This window comes from Gluconobacter sp. P5E10 (assembly GCF_018812145.1).
Taxonomy (GTDB): Bacteria; Pseudomonadota; Alphaproteobacteria; order Acetobacterales; family Acetobacteraceae; genus Gluconobacter; species Gluconobacter cerinus.
Map to the genome: position 1 here is coordinate 119,324 of NZ_JACRVZ010000003.1, position 16,884 is coordinate 136,207.

16 protein-coding genes and 2 tRNA genes are annotated in these 16,884 nt (G+C 54.2%); 10 read left to right on the forward strand and 8 right to left on the reverse strand.

Annotated features, from left to right (window positions below):
* Positions 1-22: 22 nt before the first annotated feature.
* Entirely contained in the window at positions 23-1,219 is a 1,197-nt protein-coding gene (locus tag KP707_RS07060; protein WP_211502601.1) for a glycosyltransferase family 4 protein, read from the forward strand.
* A complete protein-coding gene (locus KP707_RS07065) occupies positions 1,216-2,283 on the forward strand; it encodes a glycosyltransferase family 4 protein (protein WP_211502602.1) in 1,068 nt (355 codons plus the stop codon). Before KP707_RS07060 ends, KP707_RS07065 begins: the two co-directional genes overlap by 4 nt.
* Here KP707_RS07065 and KP707_RS07070 read toward each other — a convergent pair.
* Positions 2,280-3,518: a DEAD/DEAH box helicase gene (locus KP707_RS07070; RefSeq protein WP_211502603.1), complete on the reverse strand. Its 1,239-nt coding sequence runs from the start codon at positions 3,516-3,518 to the stop codon at positions 2,280-2,282. The genes KP707_RS07065 and KP707_RS07070 overlap by 4 nt on opposite strands.
* Here KP707_RS07070 and KP707_RS07075 point away from each other — a divergent pair.
* From KP707_RS07075 to KP707_RS07085, 3 genes are all read left to right on the forward strand, one after another.
* A complete protein-coding gene (locus KP707_RS07075; RefSeq protein ID WP_211502604.1) occupies positions 3,502-4,434 on the forward strand; it encodes a mitochondrial fission ELM1 family protein in 933 nt (310 codons plus the stop codon). The genes KP707_RS07070 and KP707_RS07075 overlap by 17 nt on opposite strands.
* An 11-nt stretch (positions 4,435-4,445) precedes the next feature.
* Positions 4,446-6,320, forward strand: a complete 1,875-nt coding sequence (locus KP707_RS07080; protein ID WP_211502605.1) for a hypothetical protein — start codon at positions 4,446-4,448, stop codon at positions 6,318-6,320.
* 197 nt (positions 6,321-6,517) lie between these two features.
* Positions 6,518-7,474 (forward strand): glycosyltransferase family 2 protein, encoded by a 957-nt coding sequence (locus KP707_RS07085; RefSeq protein WP_211502606.1) that lies wholly within the window; start codon positions 6,518-6,520, stop codon positions 7,472-7,474.
* A 67-nt stretch (positions 7,475-7,541) separates the two neighbouring features.
* Here KP707_RS07085 and KP707_RS07090 read toward each other — a convergent pair whose 3' ends face one another.
* Positions 7,542-8,681, reverse strand: a complete 1,140-nt coding sequence (locus KP707_RS07090) for an acyltransferase (RefSeq protein WP_211502607.1) — start codon at positions 8,679-8,681, stop codon at positions 7,542-7,544.
* Positions 8,682-8,803: 122 nt separating this feature from the next.
* Here KP707_RS07090 and KP707_RS07095 point away from each other — a divergent pair.
* Positions 8,804-8,878 (forward strand) — tRNA-Val (locus KP707_RS07095).
* A gap of 140 nt (positions 8,879-9,018) precedes the next feature.
* On the opposite strand, the gene KP707_RS07100 is transcribed toward KP707_RS07095, so the two are convergent.
* From KP707_RS07100 to ruvX, 6 genes are all read right to left on the reverse strand, one after another.
* On the reverse strand, positions 9,019-9,933 hold the full coding sequence (locus KP707_RS07100; protein WP_211502608.1) for an NAD(P)-dependent oxidoreductase: 915 nt from the start codon (positions 9,931-9,933) through the stop codon (positions 9,019-9,021).
* Between the two features lie 17 nt (positions 9,934-9,950).
* Positions 9,951-10,340, reverse strand: coding sequence for a cupin domain-containing protein (locus KP707_RS07105; protein ID WP_211502609.1), 390 nt, complete (start codon positions 10,338-10,340; stop codon positions 9,951-9,953).
* Between the two features lie 31 nt (positions 10,341-10,371).
* Complete coding sequence (locus tag KP707_RS07110; protein ID WP_211502610.1) at positions 10,372-10,914, reverse strand: Rrf2 family transcriptional regulator; 543 nt, start codon at positions 10,912-10,914, stop codon at positions 10,372-10,374.
* A 542-nt stretch (positions 10,915-11,456) separates the two neighbouring features.
* Positions 11,457-11,642, reverse strand: coding sequence for a hypothetical protein (locus KP707_RS07115; RefSeq protein WP_099212555.1), 186 nt, complete (start codon positions 11,640-11,642; stop codon positions 11,457-11,459).
* Positions 11,643-11,784: 142 nt separating this feature from the next.
* Positions 11,785-12,024: a hypothetical protein gene (locus tag KP707_RS07120; RefSeq protein ID WP_211502611.1), complete on the reverse strand. Its 240-nt coding sequence runs from the start codon at positions 12,022-12,024 to the stop codon at positions 11,785-11,787.
* A 640-nt stretch (positions 12,025-12,664) separates the two neighbouring features.
* The gene (gene ruvX, locus KP707_RS07125) at positions 12,665-13,150 is read right to left on the reverse strand and encodes a Holliday junction resolvase RuvX (protein ID WP_099212553.1); all 486 of its coding nucleotides are present in this window, start codon (positions 13,148-13,150) and stop codon (positions 12,665-12,667) included.
* Between the two features lie 67 nt (positions 13,151-13,217).
* On the opposite strand from ruvX, the gene gatC reads away from it, so the two are divergent.
* The 4 genes from gatC to KP707_RS07145 all read left to right on the forward strand — a co-directional run bounded on the left by gatC (position 13,218) and on the right by KP707_RS07145 (position 16,630).
* On the forward strand, positions 13,218-13,505 hold the full coding sequence (gatC, locus tag KP707_RS07130; protein WP_064275348.1) for an Asp-tRNA(Asn)/Glu-tRNA(Gln) amidotransferase subunit GatC: 288 nt from the start codon (positions 13,218-13,220) through the stop codon (positions 13,503-13,505).
* Positions 13,505-14,992 carry an Asp-tRNA(Asn)/Glu-tRNA(Gln) amidotransferase subunit GatA gene (gene gatA, locus KP707_RS07135; RefSeq protein WP_211502612.1) on the forward strand — a complete coding sequence of 496 codons (1,488 nt, stop codon included), beginning with the start codon at positions 13,505-13,507 and terminating at the stop codon, positions 14,990-14,992. Before gatC ends, gatA begins: the two co-directional genes overlap by 1 nt.
* A complete protein-coding gene (gene gatB, locus KP707_RS07140; RefSeq protein ID WP_211502613.1) occupies positions 14,989-16,446 on the forward strand; it encodes an Asp-tRNA(Asn)/Glu-tRNA(Gln) amidotransferase subunit GatB in 1,458 nt (485 codons plus the stop codon). The genes gatA and gatB overlap by 4 nt, the downstream gene beginning before the upstream one ends.
* A 92-nt stretch (positions 16,447-16,538) precedes the next feature.
* Positions 16,539-16,630 (forward strand) — tRNA-Ser (locus KP707_RS07145).
* Positions 16,631-16,884: the final 254 nt, after the last annotated feature.

Sequence of the window (16,884 nt, forward strand, 5' to 3'; positions counted from 1 at the left end):
AACACGCCCTGAAGGACATGCCGTGAGCCACCCTGATCTTTCTGTAGCTCACAGGATCTGGCAAAAACTACCTCAGGAACCGAGACGATGGTTTTTTGCATGGGCAACAGCCCTCGTCGCGCCCAGCATCAGCAAGACTTATCCATCCCGTGCTTCCGGCATTATTGTGGCTGGAGAACTGAGCCGCAGTTCAGGACTGGGCGAAGGGGCTCGTCTGATGGTGAAGGCTCTGCGCAAGCTGAACATTCCCTGTGCGACCTGGGATATAGACACCCGGCGACTTGAAGGGGACGCAGTCGGGGCAGGCGCACCTCTTATCATTCACGTCAATGCGCCAATGCTCCCCTCTGTCCTTCTCAGAATGCCGCGCTCTCTTCGGAACGGCCGGAAAGTGATCGGCTATTGGGCATGGGAATTGCCCATCACTCCAAAAACATGGACATACGCCCGGCGACATGTCCATGAAATCTGGGTGCCGTCCCGCTTTACCGCAGATGCGCTCGCCCCCCTCAAAATCCCGGTTCGCGTGGTGGAACACCCTGTTGGCCTTGCGGGTCAAAAACCCTCTCAGAAAGACCGAGCAGCATTCAACCTGCCAGATGATGCCCTCATTGTTCTTGTTTCGTTTAATCTGGCGTCCAGCATGGTTCGGAAGAATCCCATCGATACCATTCGGGCCTTTCGTGAAGCGTTCAGCATCCGTCCTGACCGGATTTTACTGCTGAAGATTGGCCATACAGAGAACTACCCAAGCGATATGGCCGCCATTCAGGCAGCCATCGGCGGGGCTCCTAATATTCGCCTCGATACAGCGCATTACAGCAGCGAAGACACGCTGGCACTTATGGCTTGCGCTGATATCGTTCTTTCCCTTCACAGGAGCGAAGGATTCGGACTGGTTGTGGCGGAAGCCATGGCGCTGGGGCGCTGCGTTGTCGCCACGGACTGGTCTGCAACGGCGGAGTTCATGGATACTTCATGCGGGCTTCCTGTCGCTTACAGTCTCTCTCCCGCCCGGGATCCACGGGGGGTTCTCGACATGCCGCAAACCAGCTGGGCCAACCCTGACGTTCAATCCGCAGCACAGGCATTACAAGAAGCCGCTGATAATCCCGCTCTTCGGGAACGCCTGGGAAATGCCGCCATGAAGCGTGTGGAGGATCGGCTGAACGGCCAGAGTCTTCTGCAAGCGGTACAGGCGTCAGGAGTTCAGGGGTGAAAGCCAGGAAAGTTTTTGTCTGGCAGTGGGGGAAACGGGGCGCGGGGCCGCGAATCGCGGTGGACCTTGCCAATGGGCTTGCTGCACTTCCCCGAACCAGTGTTCAGCTCTCGCTTTCAGACCAAGCGGAAATCCTTCATAGCCATCACGCTCCTGCGAATGTCCTGACATTCAGGACGTATCGCTCTGCGTTCGGGTTATTCTGCAAATTCCTGCAGGCACCGGTGATTATCACACGTCTTTTCATGGCTATCCTGAGCAACAGACCCGATATCGCCATCTGTGCAATGCCAGGGCCACTTGATGTTCTCATGGCGCATGCTCTGCGGCGGGCCGGGGTGCCGGTCATCACAATCATTCATGATGCCCGTGCACATCCGGGAGACGGCTACCCGTTACAGATGTTTCTTCAACGCATTCTGATCAGGCAGTCATCCAGTCTAGTCACCTTTAGCCAGCACGTCGCCAAAACACTGTCAGGCGATGCATCGTGTCGGGGAAAGAGGATCCTCTCGCTTTCCCATCCACCATTTATCGGGACGAACGCCGCTCCGCCTTTCAGCCATCAGGGTAAACCCAAGCTGCTGATGTTTGGACGTCTTCTGCCCTATAAGGGACTGGACCTGTTGGCTGCGGCACTCCCGCAGGTTGATGTTCCTATCGAATGTCGCGTTATCGGGCAGGGGCCCGATAGCCCTGAACTAGCCGAGCTTCAGAAGATCAACGGAGTTCAGGTCGAAAATCGGTGGGTTCCGGAAAATGAACTGTCACAACTGATTGGCTGGGCGGACGTATTGCTGCTTCCCTATCGGGAAGCCTCTCAAAGTGGCGTGGGCGCAATGGCCGCGGCAGGAGGGCGTTATATCGTCGCGACGAATGTGGGTGGCCTCACGGAGCAGTTCGCTGACAATTCACAGGCGGTACTGTGTGAGCCGGAGCCAGCGGCTATCGCAGAGGCAATCACCAGCCTTCTGAAAAACCCACCACCAATCCTTCCAGTTCCTGACAGTACATTGGCCTGGCAGGAACTGGGGAGAAATATTCTCGACCGCTATCTCCCTTAAGTGTCGAGTGCGTCTTCTGTTGCGATACGAATGCGATAGCCAATGTGCTTTTCAATATCGCGCAGGAACAGACGCTCATCACTGTTGATGAGAGAGAACGCAGCGCCCTTCTTGCCGGCACGGGCCGTCCGGCCAATGCGGTGAACATAGGATTCAGGCGTTTCCGGCATGTCCATGTTGATGACAAGATCAACATCGGAGATGTCCAGCCCCCGTGAGGCGATATCCGTGGTCACCAACACAGGCACGCGACCCTGTCTAAACAGGTCCAAAGCCTTGTTTCGTGCGCCCTGTGTCCGATCACCGTGCAGGGTTTCCGCCCTAATGTCATGACGGCGAAGCACCTTCGCCATCAGATCGACATTCACCTTAGTGCGGGCGAAGACCATGCTGCGGCCCGGAAACCTCTCCAGAATACGTGCGACAGTTTCAGGCTTGTCGTCTTTTTCTACAAACATCGCGCGCTGGCGGATTTTCTTTGGGGTGAAGGTTTCAGCAGCAACATCCACCCGTACCGGATCACGCGTTACACGCTTGGCCAGAGCCATGACCGGCTCCGGCAACGTAGCAGAGCAGAAGACAGTTTGCGGCGGCACATCAGGGAAATACGGTGTCAGCGCCGTCATGCTTTCGGAGAAGTCTTCATCCAGAAGGCGGTCAGCCTCATCCAGCACAAGGTAGGACAAATACTCCAGAACCAGTTCACCCTGCATCACCAGGTCCAGCAGTCGTCCATGCGTGGCAACAATAATGTCGACGCCATCGCGGATCGTGCGCAACTGCTGATCACGTGGTGTTCCGCCACAGATCACACGCGTTTTCAAAGACAGGCGACGCCCTAACTGACGGCAGACCGCCGCAGTCTGCGCGGCCAGCTCCCGTGTGGGTTCAAGAATTAAAGCCCGCGGGCCCGGCGCAGCTTCCCCTTCATTCAGCTTCTGCAGCATGGGGAGCACGAAAGCAGCAGTTTTGCCACTTCCTGTCTGGGATGCGACAAGCACATCGCGCCCGGCCAGAAGCGGCGGGATGGCCTGAGACTGGATCGCGCTCGGGCGTTTGTGCCCAACCTGCTCCAGCGTGGCCAGAAGAGGGGGGATCAGTCCAAACTCGGCAAAACCGTCAGAATTGGAAATGGAAGGTGTTTCAGGCATCGTCATATCCGCTTCTTGCCAAATTTCTTCCGTTTCGGGAAATAGCGTCTTTTTTCGGAGTCCAACCATGAAGGCCACGATCATCGCCGAAGACTTCGCCGGGATGCGTGCGCAAGGTGCCGGTCTCGCGGAGAAAGCAGGAATGGACTGGGACTTTCAACCCGTTCTGATCCGCAGCCCCTGGAATCATATTCCGGCCCGATACTGGCCGTCTCCTTTAAAGCGCATTGCCCCCATCACCATAGCGCCTGACACAAAACTGATCATCAGTATTGGTGGAACGGGAGGCATTGCAGGGGCAGCAGTTGCCAAACGGGAAGGGTTGCCCGTGGTGCAGCTTCAAAATCCCCGAACTGACCTCACAAAATTTAATCTTATTATTGCCAACAGCCATGACGGCATTAATGGCCCGAATGTTTTGATCTCTCGCAATGCATTGCACCCCGTCACGCCCCAGAAGCTGGATTACGCCCGTGCCTTATGGGCTGATCGTCTGAAACATGACGAGCGGCCTTTGCTTGCCATTCTGGTCGGCGGCACAAACGGGCGCTTTTCTCTTGGGGCGGCAGAAGCAGTCAAAATGGCAGAAGGACTGATCGCTTTCGTGAACCGGAATGGAATGCAGGCTGTCCTGACCCCCTCACGCCGGACGGACCCAGCCGCTCTTGCCGTGCTGAGGGAAAAGCTTGTTCCAGCCGGTATCCGCATTCTTGAAGGGCAGGGAGATAACAATCCTTATTTCGGGATGCTCGCCTGCGCAGATATGATTGCCGTGACTACAGACAGTGTTTCCATGATTTCTGAAGCTACCGCTGCGACTGCACCGGTGATGGTTCTTCCGCTTCCGGGCAAGTCAGCGCGCATTGGTAGGTTTGTGCAAACCCTTGAGGAAGCGGGGCGCGTCCGCATATTCAACCCGACCTTGACATCATGGTCTGTCCAGCCGCTTGACGACACCCCCACTGTGGCGAGAGAAATGCGCCGACGACTGAAGCTCTGAAAGGGCCCTCTATGCTCGATATCCGCACTTTCGGTCCACAGGGTGGAAACGTGCTCTACAAGGCGCTGGCCCACCCGCTAGCAGCCGAGGCGCTAACGCGCATGGAGAAGGCTTTCGCCGGGCAGACAATCGTTATTTACGACCCCGAAGACACCGTCCGAACGCTGGTGGCCCTTTATCCGGGACTGAAACCTTCCGTCGTGCTGGTTCATGATACCGAGCAGGTTGGTCAACCCGACGGCTTTGGTGGGGCGAAGCAAGCCCTTTTGAAACTGCCCGACACTGAGGCAGATATCATTCTGGCACTCTCATTCGATGACGCGAAAATGCGCGGTCGTCTGGGCAAGCTTCTGGATGGGCGCACATTGCACACTCTCGCCCCGGCACGCCTGCCCGATGATATGATCGTCCCTGGTCGCCCCTATCTCGACAAGCTCAATTTCGCGACAAATTTTGCTTTTTTCCGGGATGACGATCAGTTCTCCACACGGATCGTGACGGCCAACTACTGGTCCAATTATGGCTCGCAGGATCTGCGTTACTGGCTACGTCTTTATGACCAGTCCGGGCAGGTCATCGCCCAATGGGAGCAGCCCGTTTCCCAGTCTGGCGCAGGCATCACAATCGATAGCGCCCAAATACGTGACCGTTTTAGCCTGCCGCCGTTTATGGGGCAGCTTTTCATTCATGTGATCGGCGCGCGCGGGCATGACGTCGTCAAGTACGCACTGGATGTCTGGGGCAGAAACGGTGACCCAAGCCTGTCCGTCACGCATGACGCCAATGCCTGGCCATCTGTCCGTTATGCCACGCTACCGGCTCCGGAAGCAGATGAGACCCTTACCGTCTGGGTCCAGAACAGCCATGCCACCACGATCCCGGCGGGAGGCATTACCTTTAACCCCATGGGCGTGGAAGAACATCGTGGCGTTGATCGGGCGATCGGCCCGTTTGAGACAGTCGCAGTCGATGTTGGAAAAATCTTTCCCGAACTCGCATGGCCTGCCCAGCTCGAAATGCGCGCAGGACGTCATCTGGTGCGCCCGCGCTATGAAATAACGCAGCGTGGACGCACACGCATTGCACACCTTAATGTCGAGCGGGACAATATCCGCCCGGACCAAGCCATCAGAAATTTAGCACCATCGCTAGGCCGAGGCTTTCTGCTGCCTTTTCCCATTCTGGACCCTGCAAAATTTGAAAGCTTTATCCAACCCAACCCCATGTCCGAGGCACTGGAAACGCTTCCTGTGCGGCTGGATATTTTCGATGATGCCGGACAGCCGGTAGGCTCCCACTTCCTTGGAAATCTTCCGCGCAGCCACTCAACAGCCATCGCCTTGCATGACCTGACAGACCGGCCAGGGCATGCAGATCTGGTATATGACTTCCGAGACGGAGGGGAAGCTGACGGCTGGCTTCATGCGCTCATGCGCTATCGCAACCGAGAGACCGATCATGCGGCAGAAACCAGCTTTGGAGCGCACATCTTTAACACGCTCATGACATGGCGTTCCGAGCCGCAATCCTACTCCGGTCCACCGCCGGGCCTGACAACGCGTCTCTTCCTGAAGCTTGGGCATGATCATCTGCGTAGTTTCTGTTGCCTGATTCATCCCGCCTCAATTGAGGGGACGGATGAATCCGAAACGGTTCTGCTGCTTCATGCCGCTGACGGCACCCTGGTGGCCGAGACGGGTATCCGCATCCAGCCATCAGGCTCCTACATGGTTCGTCCCCATGTGCTTTTTGAGAGCGCCCACCTGGAGCGAGCCGGTGTCGGTGGATATATCCTGATCCGCGATCTCACATGCCGCCTGTTCGGGTACCATGGCCTTGAAAACGGGGAAGGCGGCTTCTCCCTCGATCACATGTTCGGCTTCTAAACCTTTCAGGCCTCTTGTTGAGGAATGGGTTACGGTCCTTTCTTCAACAAGAAACACGGCGGCTTACGCTAGCTGACGAAACCATGTCCGTCCGCAGTGAATCCACGAGCTTCCATCGGCCTTTGAATTTTACGCAGAATAAATTTATACTTCTGTAAGACGACATTTCACACATTCTGAATATTGGTCCTATCTCAATGCTTTCCAACGCGAATCTCTCTTCTTCCCGCACGGTTGTTCTTGTGCCCTGCTATAATGAAGAGGTGACCATTCAGAAGGTTGTGCAGGATTTTCGTGCAGCACTACCACGCGCAGACATTTACGTTTACGATAACAACTCGACAGATCGCACAAAGGAAGTTGCCAAAGCTGCGGGAGCAATTGTCCGTACCGAACGGATGAAAGGGAAGGGACACGTTATCCGCCGGATGTTCGCGGATATTGAGGCAGACTATTATATTCTGGTTGATGGTGACGCCACCTATGAGGCTGCTGCAGCACCCAGCATGCTCCATGCTGCCATGTCAGAAGGTCTGGACATGGTAAACGGTGCACGCGTAACAGACCGCGAGGCCGCCTATCGCCGCGGACATGTGTTGGGCAACAAGGTACTCACAGGACTGGTAACGCTCGTCTTCGGCCGGCGCCTCAGTGACATGCTCTCCGGATATCGCGTATTTTCCCGACGCTTCGTAAAGTCTTTCCCGGCTCTTTCTGCCGGCTTTGAGACCGAGACCGAATTCACGGTCCATGCCCTCGAACTCGGCATGCCGATTGGGGAAATTCCAACGGCTTATATCGAGCGCCCGCCTGGTTCAGCATCCAAGCTGCGCACCTACTCAGACGGACTGCTAATCCTGAGAACCATCATCAATCTGGTGAAGCAGGAACGCCCGTTGATGTTCTTTGCGGCGCTCTCACTATTTTTTACCCTTGTCGGTCTGATCCTCGGGATCCCTGTCGTGGTGACATACCTCAATACAGGGCTCGTCCCACGCCTTCCTACAGCGCTCCTTGCCACAGGCAGTATGATCCTTGCGGCACTCTCGCTGGTTTGCGGCCTGATCCTGGACAGCATCACACTGGGTCGACGCGAGTTGAAGCGCATGCATTACCTGTCACTAGCCGCGCCTCCCTTGCTGGAAGAACAATAAAAATAGCGTTCTGAGACAGCTCACTGCGCGCGTTCCGAAAAAAATCATCTGAGCCAGAGGCGGACTATTAGCATCCCACTTCCGGCTGAACCGAACTTGTCACTCGGCTTTTTTGATAGATCCGGGACGTCAACGCTCGATCAAGAAACTTGGTAACGGGCTTGGTAAAGAGCCGCGAGACAGCTTCGCCCAGCCCCCAAATCACGATCAGGCAGACTGGATAGACAATCCATCCATTGCTTTGCGGCCAATGATTATGCCTCCAGATCCGAACAGCAGCCATGACAACAAACATGTGGGTGAGATAGACCTCATATGACAGTTGCCCCATTCTACGGATCCACCAACTCCATCGACCACCTTCAAATGAACGCCAGCCACAGGCCAAAACCAGCATGGCAATGCCTCCATAAAGGACGGCAAACCAGCCGTCAGACAGCAGATGCCACCAGGATGGCGGACCAAACATCTCTGACAGCATCATCAGCAAACCAACGCCCCCCATCGCAACAGGCCAGCTTCCGTTAGGACGATACCGCGCTGCCACGATTGCCATGAGAACACCCAGCGCAATGGTTCCCAAACCGGTCAGGGTGGCCTGCTCTCGCCAGATTTCATTGCCCTGAAGCGTTACCTGATACACGGGTGCCGTTACAGCCAGCAGGAGGAGCACGCCCGCACGCAACCACACATTCAATCGGCAGAGGAACGGGAACAGCAGATAGAAAAGCTCTTCAATCGACAGGGACCAAAGGATCGTCCAGCCTGCAACACTCCAACCATGCCGCGCCTGCCACACGTTAAAATACAGCCCGAAAGCTGCCATTGCCGCGCCTAGGAAACTCTGACCCGGCTTTGAGAAGCGATAATCCTCGAAGCCGATATAGTCGAGCACTCCGAGAACACTCACAAGCAACACGAGGCAGGGAAGGATACGAATGGCGCGATGAATGAGGAACCTGACCGGCTGTATCCGATCCAAAGCCCCGAAGGTCTGCGTAATTCGGGACGCAATCAGAAAGCCGGACAAAACGAAGAAGATGCTGACAGCCTCGCCGCCATTATAGTTCAGGCCCACCAAGAACCAACGCGGTAGAAAGCTGGCCAACCCCGTATGAGAGAGGGGAATGCGTATTCCAATGTGATTACTGATCACAAAAAGAATTGCTGCTCCTCGCAGACAATCCAAAGCTGCATTCCGTTTCATTGTCGCTCCCAGTCAGACAAAATGTTTCTGACGGCGCAATGAGTTCAAACAAAGGCGATGGCATGGCCAAAAAATTGTCTTGTCAGACCGTATCGCCACTGTTAAAAGCCCGCTCAACGAATGGGCGCGTAGCTCAGCGGTAGAGCACTGCCTTCACACGGCAGGGGTCACAGGTTCAATCCCTGTCGCGCCCACCATTCGAACTCTTTGAAAATACTCAACATTATTCGCGTTACTTTGACGAATGGCCTGCATCGTTCTATTGGCTGGCCCATCTTCTTACCAAACCGGCGCGGATAAATACCGTACCCTCATATTCAAATATGCGGCGGAAGCTCTAGTCTACAATACTGAGCCACGGGGCTTTTCGTGGGCTAAACCCAAGCGTAGCCATAGCCTTACGATTGCAGGCGCCTGTCAGGCTATTCTGGTAATAGACGCTTTCTTCGCCCATCAGCAGAACAGCGTCCTTTTCAGTCATGCACGGCGGCACCGGTGCCCTGACCCACTGCGCATACGCCTTCAGCCATTTCTCGAACTGAAGAGGCTGACTATCAACGATATTGTAAACGCCAGACTTGGCTGTAAGTGCTGATACAGTTGCCTGTGCCGCATCATCTACATGAACAAAAGAGAATGTGCTGGTGCCGGTACCAACCAGTGAAACCTCACCACGAGCAAGATGCGCACTAAATGCACCATCTGGCCAGTACCACGTCCCTGGGCCGTAAAAAAAGCCGTATCGCAGCGTGACACCCTCCATTGAGGGAGCGCTCCTGACGCGCGCTTCCAGAGCTGCATACATCCGAGCGCTTTCCCCGATATTCCCCGGCGCGCTAATTCTCAGAGAAGAGGCTTCTGTCGCCAGGTCATGACCAGCGTCCAGATAAAAGCCGCAAGACTGCTGTATGTAGCGCTTTACGCCATATGTTTGCGCCGCATCGAAAAGATTGCCGCCACCTTCGAGACGGAGTTTTCGATCGATCGGGAGATGCTTTGGAAGATCAAAAGGACTTGCCGGGAGAGACGTAAGTTCATCAATCACGACGTCAGGGCGGAGCTTCTCGATTATTGCAAACAGTGCCTCCCTATTGAGAGCATCAGCTTTGACCGCATGAGCTCCCAACACCTCGATAGCCGCCAGGCTTTCCGCCCGATGAGCCATCCCCCAGACGTCATGTCCAGCCTCTTTGAGGCGCGCAATCAAGCAGCGCCCCAGCGCTCCGCTCGCACCGGCGACAAAAATTTTCATAGCGAATATCCCGTAGCTCAGTGCGCAGGAAAGACGAAGGGGGCCGCTTTGTCCTTAACGAAAAACGCAATGAATTTAGCCGGTTCGGTCTGACTGGCATTCCGCCCTACAACATGCACGTCATTAGGGCCTTCAAAAAAGGTTTGCCCCTCTTTCAAAGTGACTGGCTGCCTACCCTTAACCTGCATGATGACGCTGCCCTTGAGAACATAAACGAAGACTGATGCGTTATGCCTGTGGATCGGATCTGAATCTCCTGGCCCGTAGTCCACTGTAACCATGGCCCCTTCCTTTCCTGAAAAACCTGGCAGTTCATGGCTCATCAAAGGCGTGACTGTTGTCGCTGCGTGAAGGGAAGAGGCCCAGAAGCCAGCAGTTAAAACTGCCAGGACAGTAAATTTACGCACGGGATATTTCCTTTTTGTTAGCTGAAACCGCTCAAGCACTGTCCGAACGACGTTTCTGCCGGACCTTGTTCGTCCTGCGGGTCTGAACACGCTCATCCAGCCAGGTCTGTGCCTCTCCAAGAAAAGGCGAGGGCGCCTTGTCACGAACTGATTTTGCCAAATCGGCGAGGGATGTTTGGGCTAGCTCCCGACGCATCGCCTGTTCAGCTCGCAGCATGACTGCATGAATTCCGCATACCCCCTGCGTTGCCCATCCAGGTGGGTTCTCGTCAAAGAGGGCGCAGCGTCCGCGGATTTCCTGACAATTAAAGAGGCGCTTTTCACCATCCACTGCGTCAACAATGGCCAAAACAGTGATCTCGTCGGCAGGTTTTGCCAACGTGTAGCCACCCTTCAACCCTTCAGCAGCATTGAGGAGACCAGCCTTTTCCAGCTTGGGCAAAAGCTTCGCAACAAATGCTGGCGGAATATTTTGAAGCTCTGCCAGATCGAGACTGCTGACAGGCTCAGGATTATCGACAAGCCACAGGAGGCTGTGCAGGACGTATTCAGTGCTAGCGCCGTAAAAGGACATACGCAGACCATATCTATCCGCGTTTTGATTCGCAAGATTTTCTTAAGTCCAAAATCCTAGGATTTTTTGGATTGTAATATGCTTGGAGAGAGGGGGCGAAGTATCACGAGACCGTGAGAAAATGAGGCTTATTAGCCTTACCAGAAAAAATATTTTGTCTATTGGTTCACGTGGAAGCATCTCATAAATACTGTGAAACAGCGCATTCCTCTTTCTCCCGTCGAAACAGCCAAAAGAAATTTTACTTTATGATTTTCGTTTTATCTGTGATTTGGGCCGCGAATTTTGGTCTCTGGATAACTTATAAATATATTATGAGCCTTCTAGGCGGCCCTTACCCAGATCCGAACAGACCGAAAAAACCTGTCATTTTCGGTTTTCTATTTTTAACCCTCTGCATACCAGCCATTCTTCTACTTATATTTATTGCAGTCGCTGGAGACTATATGATGATTAGAGGTATATTTTAAATTTGTAGGTAAAAATACTCGAAAACATAAAAACAAATCTTTACTCACAGAAGATAAAGTTTCTGCGAGGACTTATCGGACCAGGGAAGCAAGTCCATCAATTTTATCAGCAAGTGCAGCAATCATATGCTTGATATCATCAGGAGTTGAAGATTTATCAGCTGCAATGTTCAGGCGCTCCGCATCACTTTGCAATTCACTCATCAGTTCGTGGATTTCTGATCCAATACCATCTTCGTCGTTATCATTCCGCTGCATGACGTAACCCTCAGGTTTGTAAGGCACTAACGCGCGTTAGCAAGAGATGTCGAATGACGGCTCTAAGAGCGGCCGTACAAAACAAAGAAAAGGGCCGCGCTACAAAAAGCCGCGCGGCCGCAGTCCCCTTCAGGAGAGATGCTTATTCTCCGTCGGTGGCTTCATCTTCTTCGCCGTCGTCGAAATACACTTCTTCAACGGTGATCACCAATGAGTCATTCTCGCTCAGCAGATCGGCGACAGCGTTTGCTTCGTCCTCATCTTCATAGAGCTCTGAGTCGCCCGGATCAGAAACCCACTTTTCTGTGGGGTTCCAGAATTCGTCGTCTCCGTTTTCGAGTTCACGGCGAATTAGGTAGCCAGCAATTTCTTCATCAGCCATTTTAGGGCCCTCCTGTGAGGAGAAAAGCTTATTTGAAAACAGTATTAATTGCCACAGCCCGAAAAACAGGATAATTTTGGTCCAAATTAAGGAAGGACCGAATTCATGTCTGACCCTTCATTGAAAAAAGATGCTCTGAATGAGCGGATAAGCATTTCCCTTCATGCGGCAATGCTCGAAGTCTGTACGCGACATTCAGATCTGATGATTTTCCGAGAAAAACGCCAAATACAAGTCAATTTTTCATGGAAAGAATCATCACAAAATATAATTCCAACGATAAATATTTCCGCAGAAATAATTAAGATAAGAAATATTTACAGATAAGGAAAACCATTATGATATGGATATTATTTTATTGACTATAAAACTTTATTTTTAATCATTATGAAGATAAAACTCTATCTGCACAGTAAAATAATTTTCTCGCCTCGGACGAGGCAATATCGTACTGTTTGACTATGACCGACCAAAGAAACATCGATGATACCGAAGACGAAATTGCTCTTGAAGCGACGGAGGAGGGAGAATCTCTGCTCTCCACCATTATGCTTCCGGTTTGCATTTTTGTTGGGATTGCCATTCTAGTGCTTCTGGTTGGTCTAAATTTCATATAACTCAGACCAACCAGAGACATTTTTCACAAAAATGTCTTTTCAGATTTGCCCTTCGTCGCATCAAGCCAGCCTTGCAGCATGTAGGCGGCGGCCATTTTATCGACGACTTCAGCGCGTCGCCCACGCGTCATATCAGCGTCCTGAATAAGGAAGCGGTTGACCGCACTGGATGAGAGCCGCTCATCCCACAGACACGCAGGAATACCCAACCGCTCGGAAAGAGCTGTTGTCCAGTCCGACGCTGCGCGTGCTGCGGGACCAAAAGATCCATCCAATGACAGGGGTAGACCGACCACCAGCGCCCCAACGTTCTGGCGCTTTGTAATCTCTGCCAACTCCTTGGCATTTTCCCCCAATTTCCGCCGTTTCAACCCCATAAATGGTGAGGCGAGCATGAGAGAAACGTCTGTCAGGGCGACGCCGATCGTCTTCGATCCAGGGTCCAGCCCAAGGATACGCTGATCAGTTTGAAGAACATTACGGAGGTCTTGTGGATTGAACAGGGACATAACCCGGCGTTATGATCTGTCTGACGGCTGAAAAGCTACCATAATTTCCTCTTTTTCAGGAATGTTCATGTCGCTCGACGCGAAAACGGTCACGCGCATCGCCAGATTGGCGAGAATTGGTCTCGAACCGGGGGAGGTAGACTCCCTCGGGAAGGACATGGGTTCCATCATCGATTGGGTGGAACAGCTTAACGAAGTGGACGTCACAGATGTCCCTCCCATGATTGGCACGGGTCTCGCCACGCCACGCCTGCGGGAAGACCGCGTCACGGACGGCAATCGCCGCGATGACGTGCTGTCAAACGCTCCGGACCGTGAAGGTCCGTTCTACACGGTTCCGAAGGTGGTCGAATAATGTCCGGCATGCACGATTTTACGCTGGCTTCCGCCCGGGATGCCCTTAAGTCTCGCAAGATTTCCGCGGTTGAACTGACGAACGCCCACCTGGATGCCATCGAGCGTCTGGATGGTCGCCTCAACAGTTTCATCACCCGTACGCCCGATCAGGCTCGCGTAGCAGCCCAGGCTGCGGACGACGTTCTGGCGAAAGGTGAGGGCGGCGCACTGACCGGCATTCCGCTCGGCATCAAGGATCTGTTCTGCACGAACGGCGTCCGCACGACGGCGGCCAGCAAGATTCTTGGCAATTTTGTCCCGCCTTACGAAAGCACGGTGACGTCCAACCTTCTGCGTGACGGCGCCGTGTTCCTTGGCAAGCTGAACCTCGATGAATTCGCTATGGGGTCCGCCAATCTGAACTCAGCCTTTGGACCGGTAGAAAACCCCTGGAAGCGCAATGGCTCTGACGCCAAGCTGGTTCCGGGCGGTTCTTCCGGTGGCTCTGCCGCTGCGGTAGCCGCAGGTCTGGTCTTGGGCGCGACCGGTACGGATACGGGTGGCTCCATTCGCCAGCCGGCCGCCTTCACCGGCATTGCTGGCATCAAGCCGACCTACGGCCGCTGCTCCCGTTTCGGCACGATCGCTTTCGCAAGCTCGCTGGATCAGGCTGGCCCGATGGCCCGCAACCTTCAGGATTGCGCAATCCTGCTGGAATCCATGGCCGGGTTTGACGAGCGGGATTCCACAAGCGTCAACACGCCTGTTCCGAATTACGAAGCAGCGCTGACGCGAGGCGTCAAAGGCCTGCGCGTTGGTATTCCCAAGGAATATCATGCCCCGGGCATGCCAGCCGAAATCGAGGCCCTCTGGCAGCAGGGTATCAACTGGCTGAAGGCCGCAGGCGCAGAAGTGGTGGAAGTGTCTCTTCCGCACACGAAGTACGGCCTTCCAACTTACTACATCGCAGCTCTCGCAGAGGCATCTTCAAACCTTGCCCGCTATGACGGTGTGCGTTTCGGCGAACGTGTGAAGGGGGATTCCCTTGATGCACTGTACGAAGCCACCCGTGCCGCTGGCTTTGGCGAAGAAGTGAAGCGCCGTATCCTGATCGGAACACATGTTCTGTCGTCGGGTTATTACGATGCCTATTACCTGCGCGCGCAGAAGGTCCGTACACTGATCCAGCGGGACTTCCTGAATGCTTTCGAGAAGGTGGATTTCCTTCTGACGCCAACGGCACCGTCCAGTGCCTTCGCTCAGGACGAAAAGCCGACAGACCCGGTGCAGATGTACCTCAATGACATCTTCACTGTTCCAGCCAGCATGGCAGGCGTTCCTGCACTCTCTGTCCCGGCTGGTCTGGACGCACAGGGTGTTCCGCTCGGCCTTCAGCTCATTGGCAAATTCTTTGACGAAGAAACACTGATCGCAGCAGGGCACGTCATCGAACAGGCTGCGTCCTTCACCCACAGACCCGCCATCCATGCAGGAGTGTCGGCATGAGCTATCGTATCACCGGCAATACCGGCGAATGGGAAATTGTCGTCGGGCTGGAAGTTCATGCCCAGGTCATCAGCCAAGCGAAGTTGTTTTCTGGCTCCTCCGCCTCTTACGGCGGCGAGCCAAATACGCATGTCAGCCTGATTGACGCGGGTTTCCCGGGGATGCTCCCGGTTCTGAACCAGGAATGCGTTGCGCAGGCAGTGCGTACCGGCCTTGGCCTGAACGCGCAGATCAATCTTTTCAGCCGCTTTGATCGCAAGAACTACTTCTATGCCGATCTCCCCACTGGCTATCAGATCAGCCAGTTTGCTCATCCCATCGTGGGTGAGGGCAAGGTGCTGGTTGATCTTGCGGATGGAAGCACACGTGAAATTGGCGTGACGCGCCTTCATCTGGAACAGGACGCAGGCAAGTCCATCCATGATCAGGACCCAACGCGTTCCTTCATTGACCTGAACCGTGCGGGCGTCGCCCTCATGGAAATCGTCAGTGAGCCAGACATCCGCTCACCGGAAGAAGCCGGAGCCTACCTGCGGAAGCTCCGTCAGATCCTGCGTTATATCGATACCTGCGATGGCAACATGGAAGAAGGTTCCATGCGCGCTGACGTCAACGTGTCTGTGCGCAAGCCGGGCGAGGAGGGATATCGGACCCGCTGCGAGATCAAGAACGTCAACTCGATCCGCTATGTCATGCAGTCAATTGAAGTAGAAGCACAGCGCCAGATCGAAATCTGGGAAGCTGGCGGCGAAGTCGATCAGGAAACTCGCCTGTTCGATCATGTCCGCAGCGAAACACGCTCGCTTCGGTCCAAGGAGGATGCGCATGATTACCGCTACTTCCCGGACCCGGATCTTCTTCCGCTCATCATCGAGCAGTCCTGGGTTGACGAACTAGAAGCTGCTCTTCCCGAACTGCCAGAAGCCAAGCGGGACCGCCTGGAGCGCGAATACGGCGTCAGTCGCTATGAAGCGAGTGTCCTGACCGCAGAGCAAGCTGTTGCAGACTTCTACGAGACCGTTGCGAAGGGTGCCGATGCGCGCCTTGCCACCAACTGGATGCTCGGAGACTTCTTTGCTGCCCTGAACCGCACCGGCCGCTCGATTGAAGACAGTCCGGTCAGTGCAGAAGGGCTTCGTGAGCTGTTAAGCCTGATCTCGGATTCGACCATCAACGGCAAGATTGCGAAGGAAGTCCTTGAAGACATGGTAGAAACCGGCGAATCGGCTTCTGCTATTGTTGAGCGGAAAGGTCTTCGTCAGGTGACGGACACAGGAGCCATCGAAAGCTCCATCCGCGACATCCTGGCAGCAAATGCGGATAAGGTTGCTGAATTCAAATCCGGCAAGGACAAACTTTTCGGCTTCTTTGTTGGCCAGACGATGAAGGCCATGAAGGGTAAAGGGAACCCGGCTCTGGTGAATGAAACCTTGAAAAAGCTTCTTTCCGAATGAGATAAAAAAATTGTTCTTAAGGGGTTTGACGGCGAGGCCGTTCCCCCTTAAGAACGCCTTCACGAACGCAGTATAAAAACTGCTTTCCACGCGGAGGGGTGGCCGAGAGGCTGAAGGCGGCGGATTGCTAATCCGTTATACGATGTAAGTCGTATCGTGGGTTCGAATCCCATCCCCTCCGCCAATTACGTAAAAATCAAATAAAATTAGTTAATTATAACTTCGTACCGGTAATAGCCCGCTATCGTTTCGGTATTCCTTCCATGACCCGGAAGGCGCTACAGGATGATGATATGCATGGCTCGGGGTGGACAGGTAGGCCTCACATGGTCTGTGCATCTGTCTATTCTGCGTGATCGCCGCGCAGATGCCGGAAAGGCTTCGGAAACCAACCACGCATCCAGCAGGAAGCTATCCGGTTTCTTAAAGCAGTATCCC

Coding starts and splice junctions, on each gene's coding strand:
- KP707_RS07115 (WP_099212555.1), bottom strand. CDS start 11,642: ATGCAGCGGAATGATAACGACGAAGATGGTATTGGATCAGAAATCCAC.
- gatB (WP_211502613.1), top strand. CDS start 14,989: ATGAGCTATCGTATCACCGGCAATACCGGCGAATGGGAAATTGTCGTC.
- KP707_RS07080 (WP_211502605.1), top strand. CDS start 4,446: ATGCTCGATATCCGCACTTTCGGTCCACAGGGTGGAAACGTGCTCTAC.
- gatC (WP_064275348.1), top strand. CDS start 13,218: ATGTCGCTCGACGCGAAAACGGTCACGCGCATCGCCAGATTGGCGAGA.
- KP707_RS07085 (WP_211502606.1), top strand. CDS start 6,518: ATGCTTTCCAACGCGAATCTCTCTTCTTCCCGCACGGTTGTTCTTGTG.
- KP707_RS07070 (WP_211502603.1), bottom strand. CDS start 3,518: ATGATCGTGGCCTTCATGGTTGGACTCCGAAAAAAGACGCTATTTCCC.
- KP707_RS07110 (WP_211502610.1), bottom strand. CDS start 10,914: ATGTCCTTTTACGGCGCTAGCACTGAATACGTCCTGCACAGCCTCCTG.
- KP707_RS07100 (WP_211502608.1), bottom strand. CDS start 9,933: ATGAAAATTTTTGTCGCCGGTGCGAGCGGAGCGCTGGGGCGCTGCTTG.
- KP707_RS07120 (WP_211502611.1), bottom strand. CDS start 12,024: ATGGCTGATGAAGAAATTGCTGGCTACCTAATTCGCCGTGAACTCGAA.
- KP707_RS07090 (WP_211502607.1), bottom strand. CDS start 8,681: ATGAAACGGAATGCAGCTTTGGATTGTCTGCGAGGAGCAGCAATTCTT.
- KP707_RS07075 (WP_211502604.1), top strand. CDS start 3,502: ATGAAGGCCACGATCATCGCCGAAGACTTCGCCGGGATGCGTGCGCAA.
- ruvX (WP_099212553.1), bottom strand. CDS start 13,150: ATGTCCCTGTTCAATCCACAAGACCTCCGTAATGTTCTTCAAACTGAT.
- gatA (WP_211502612.1), top strand. CDS start 13,505: ATGTCCGGCATGCACGATTTTACGCTGGCTTCCGCCCGGGATGCCCTT.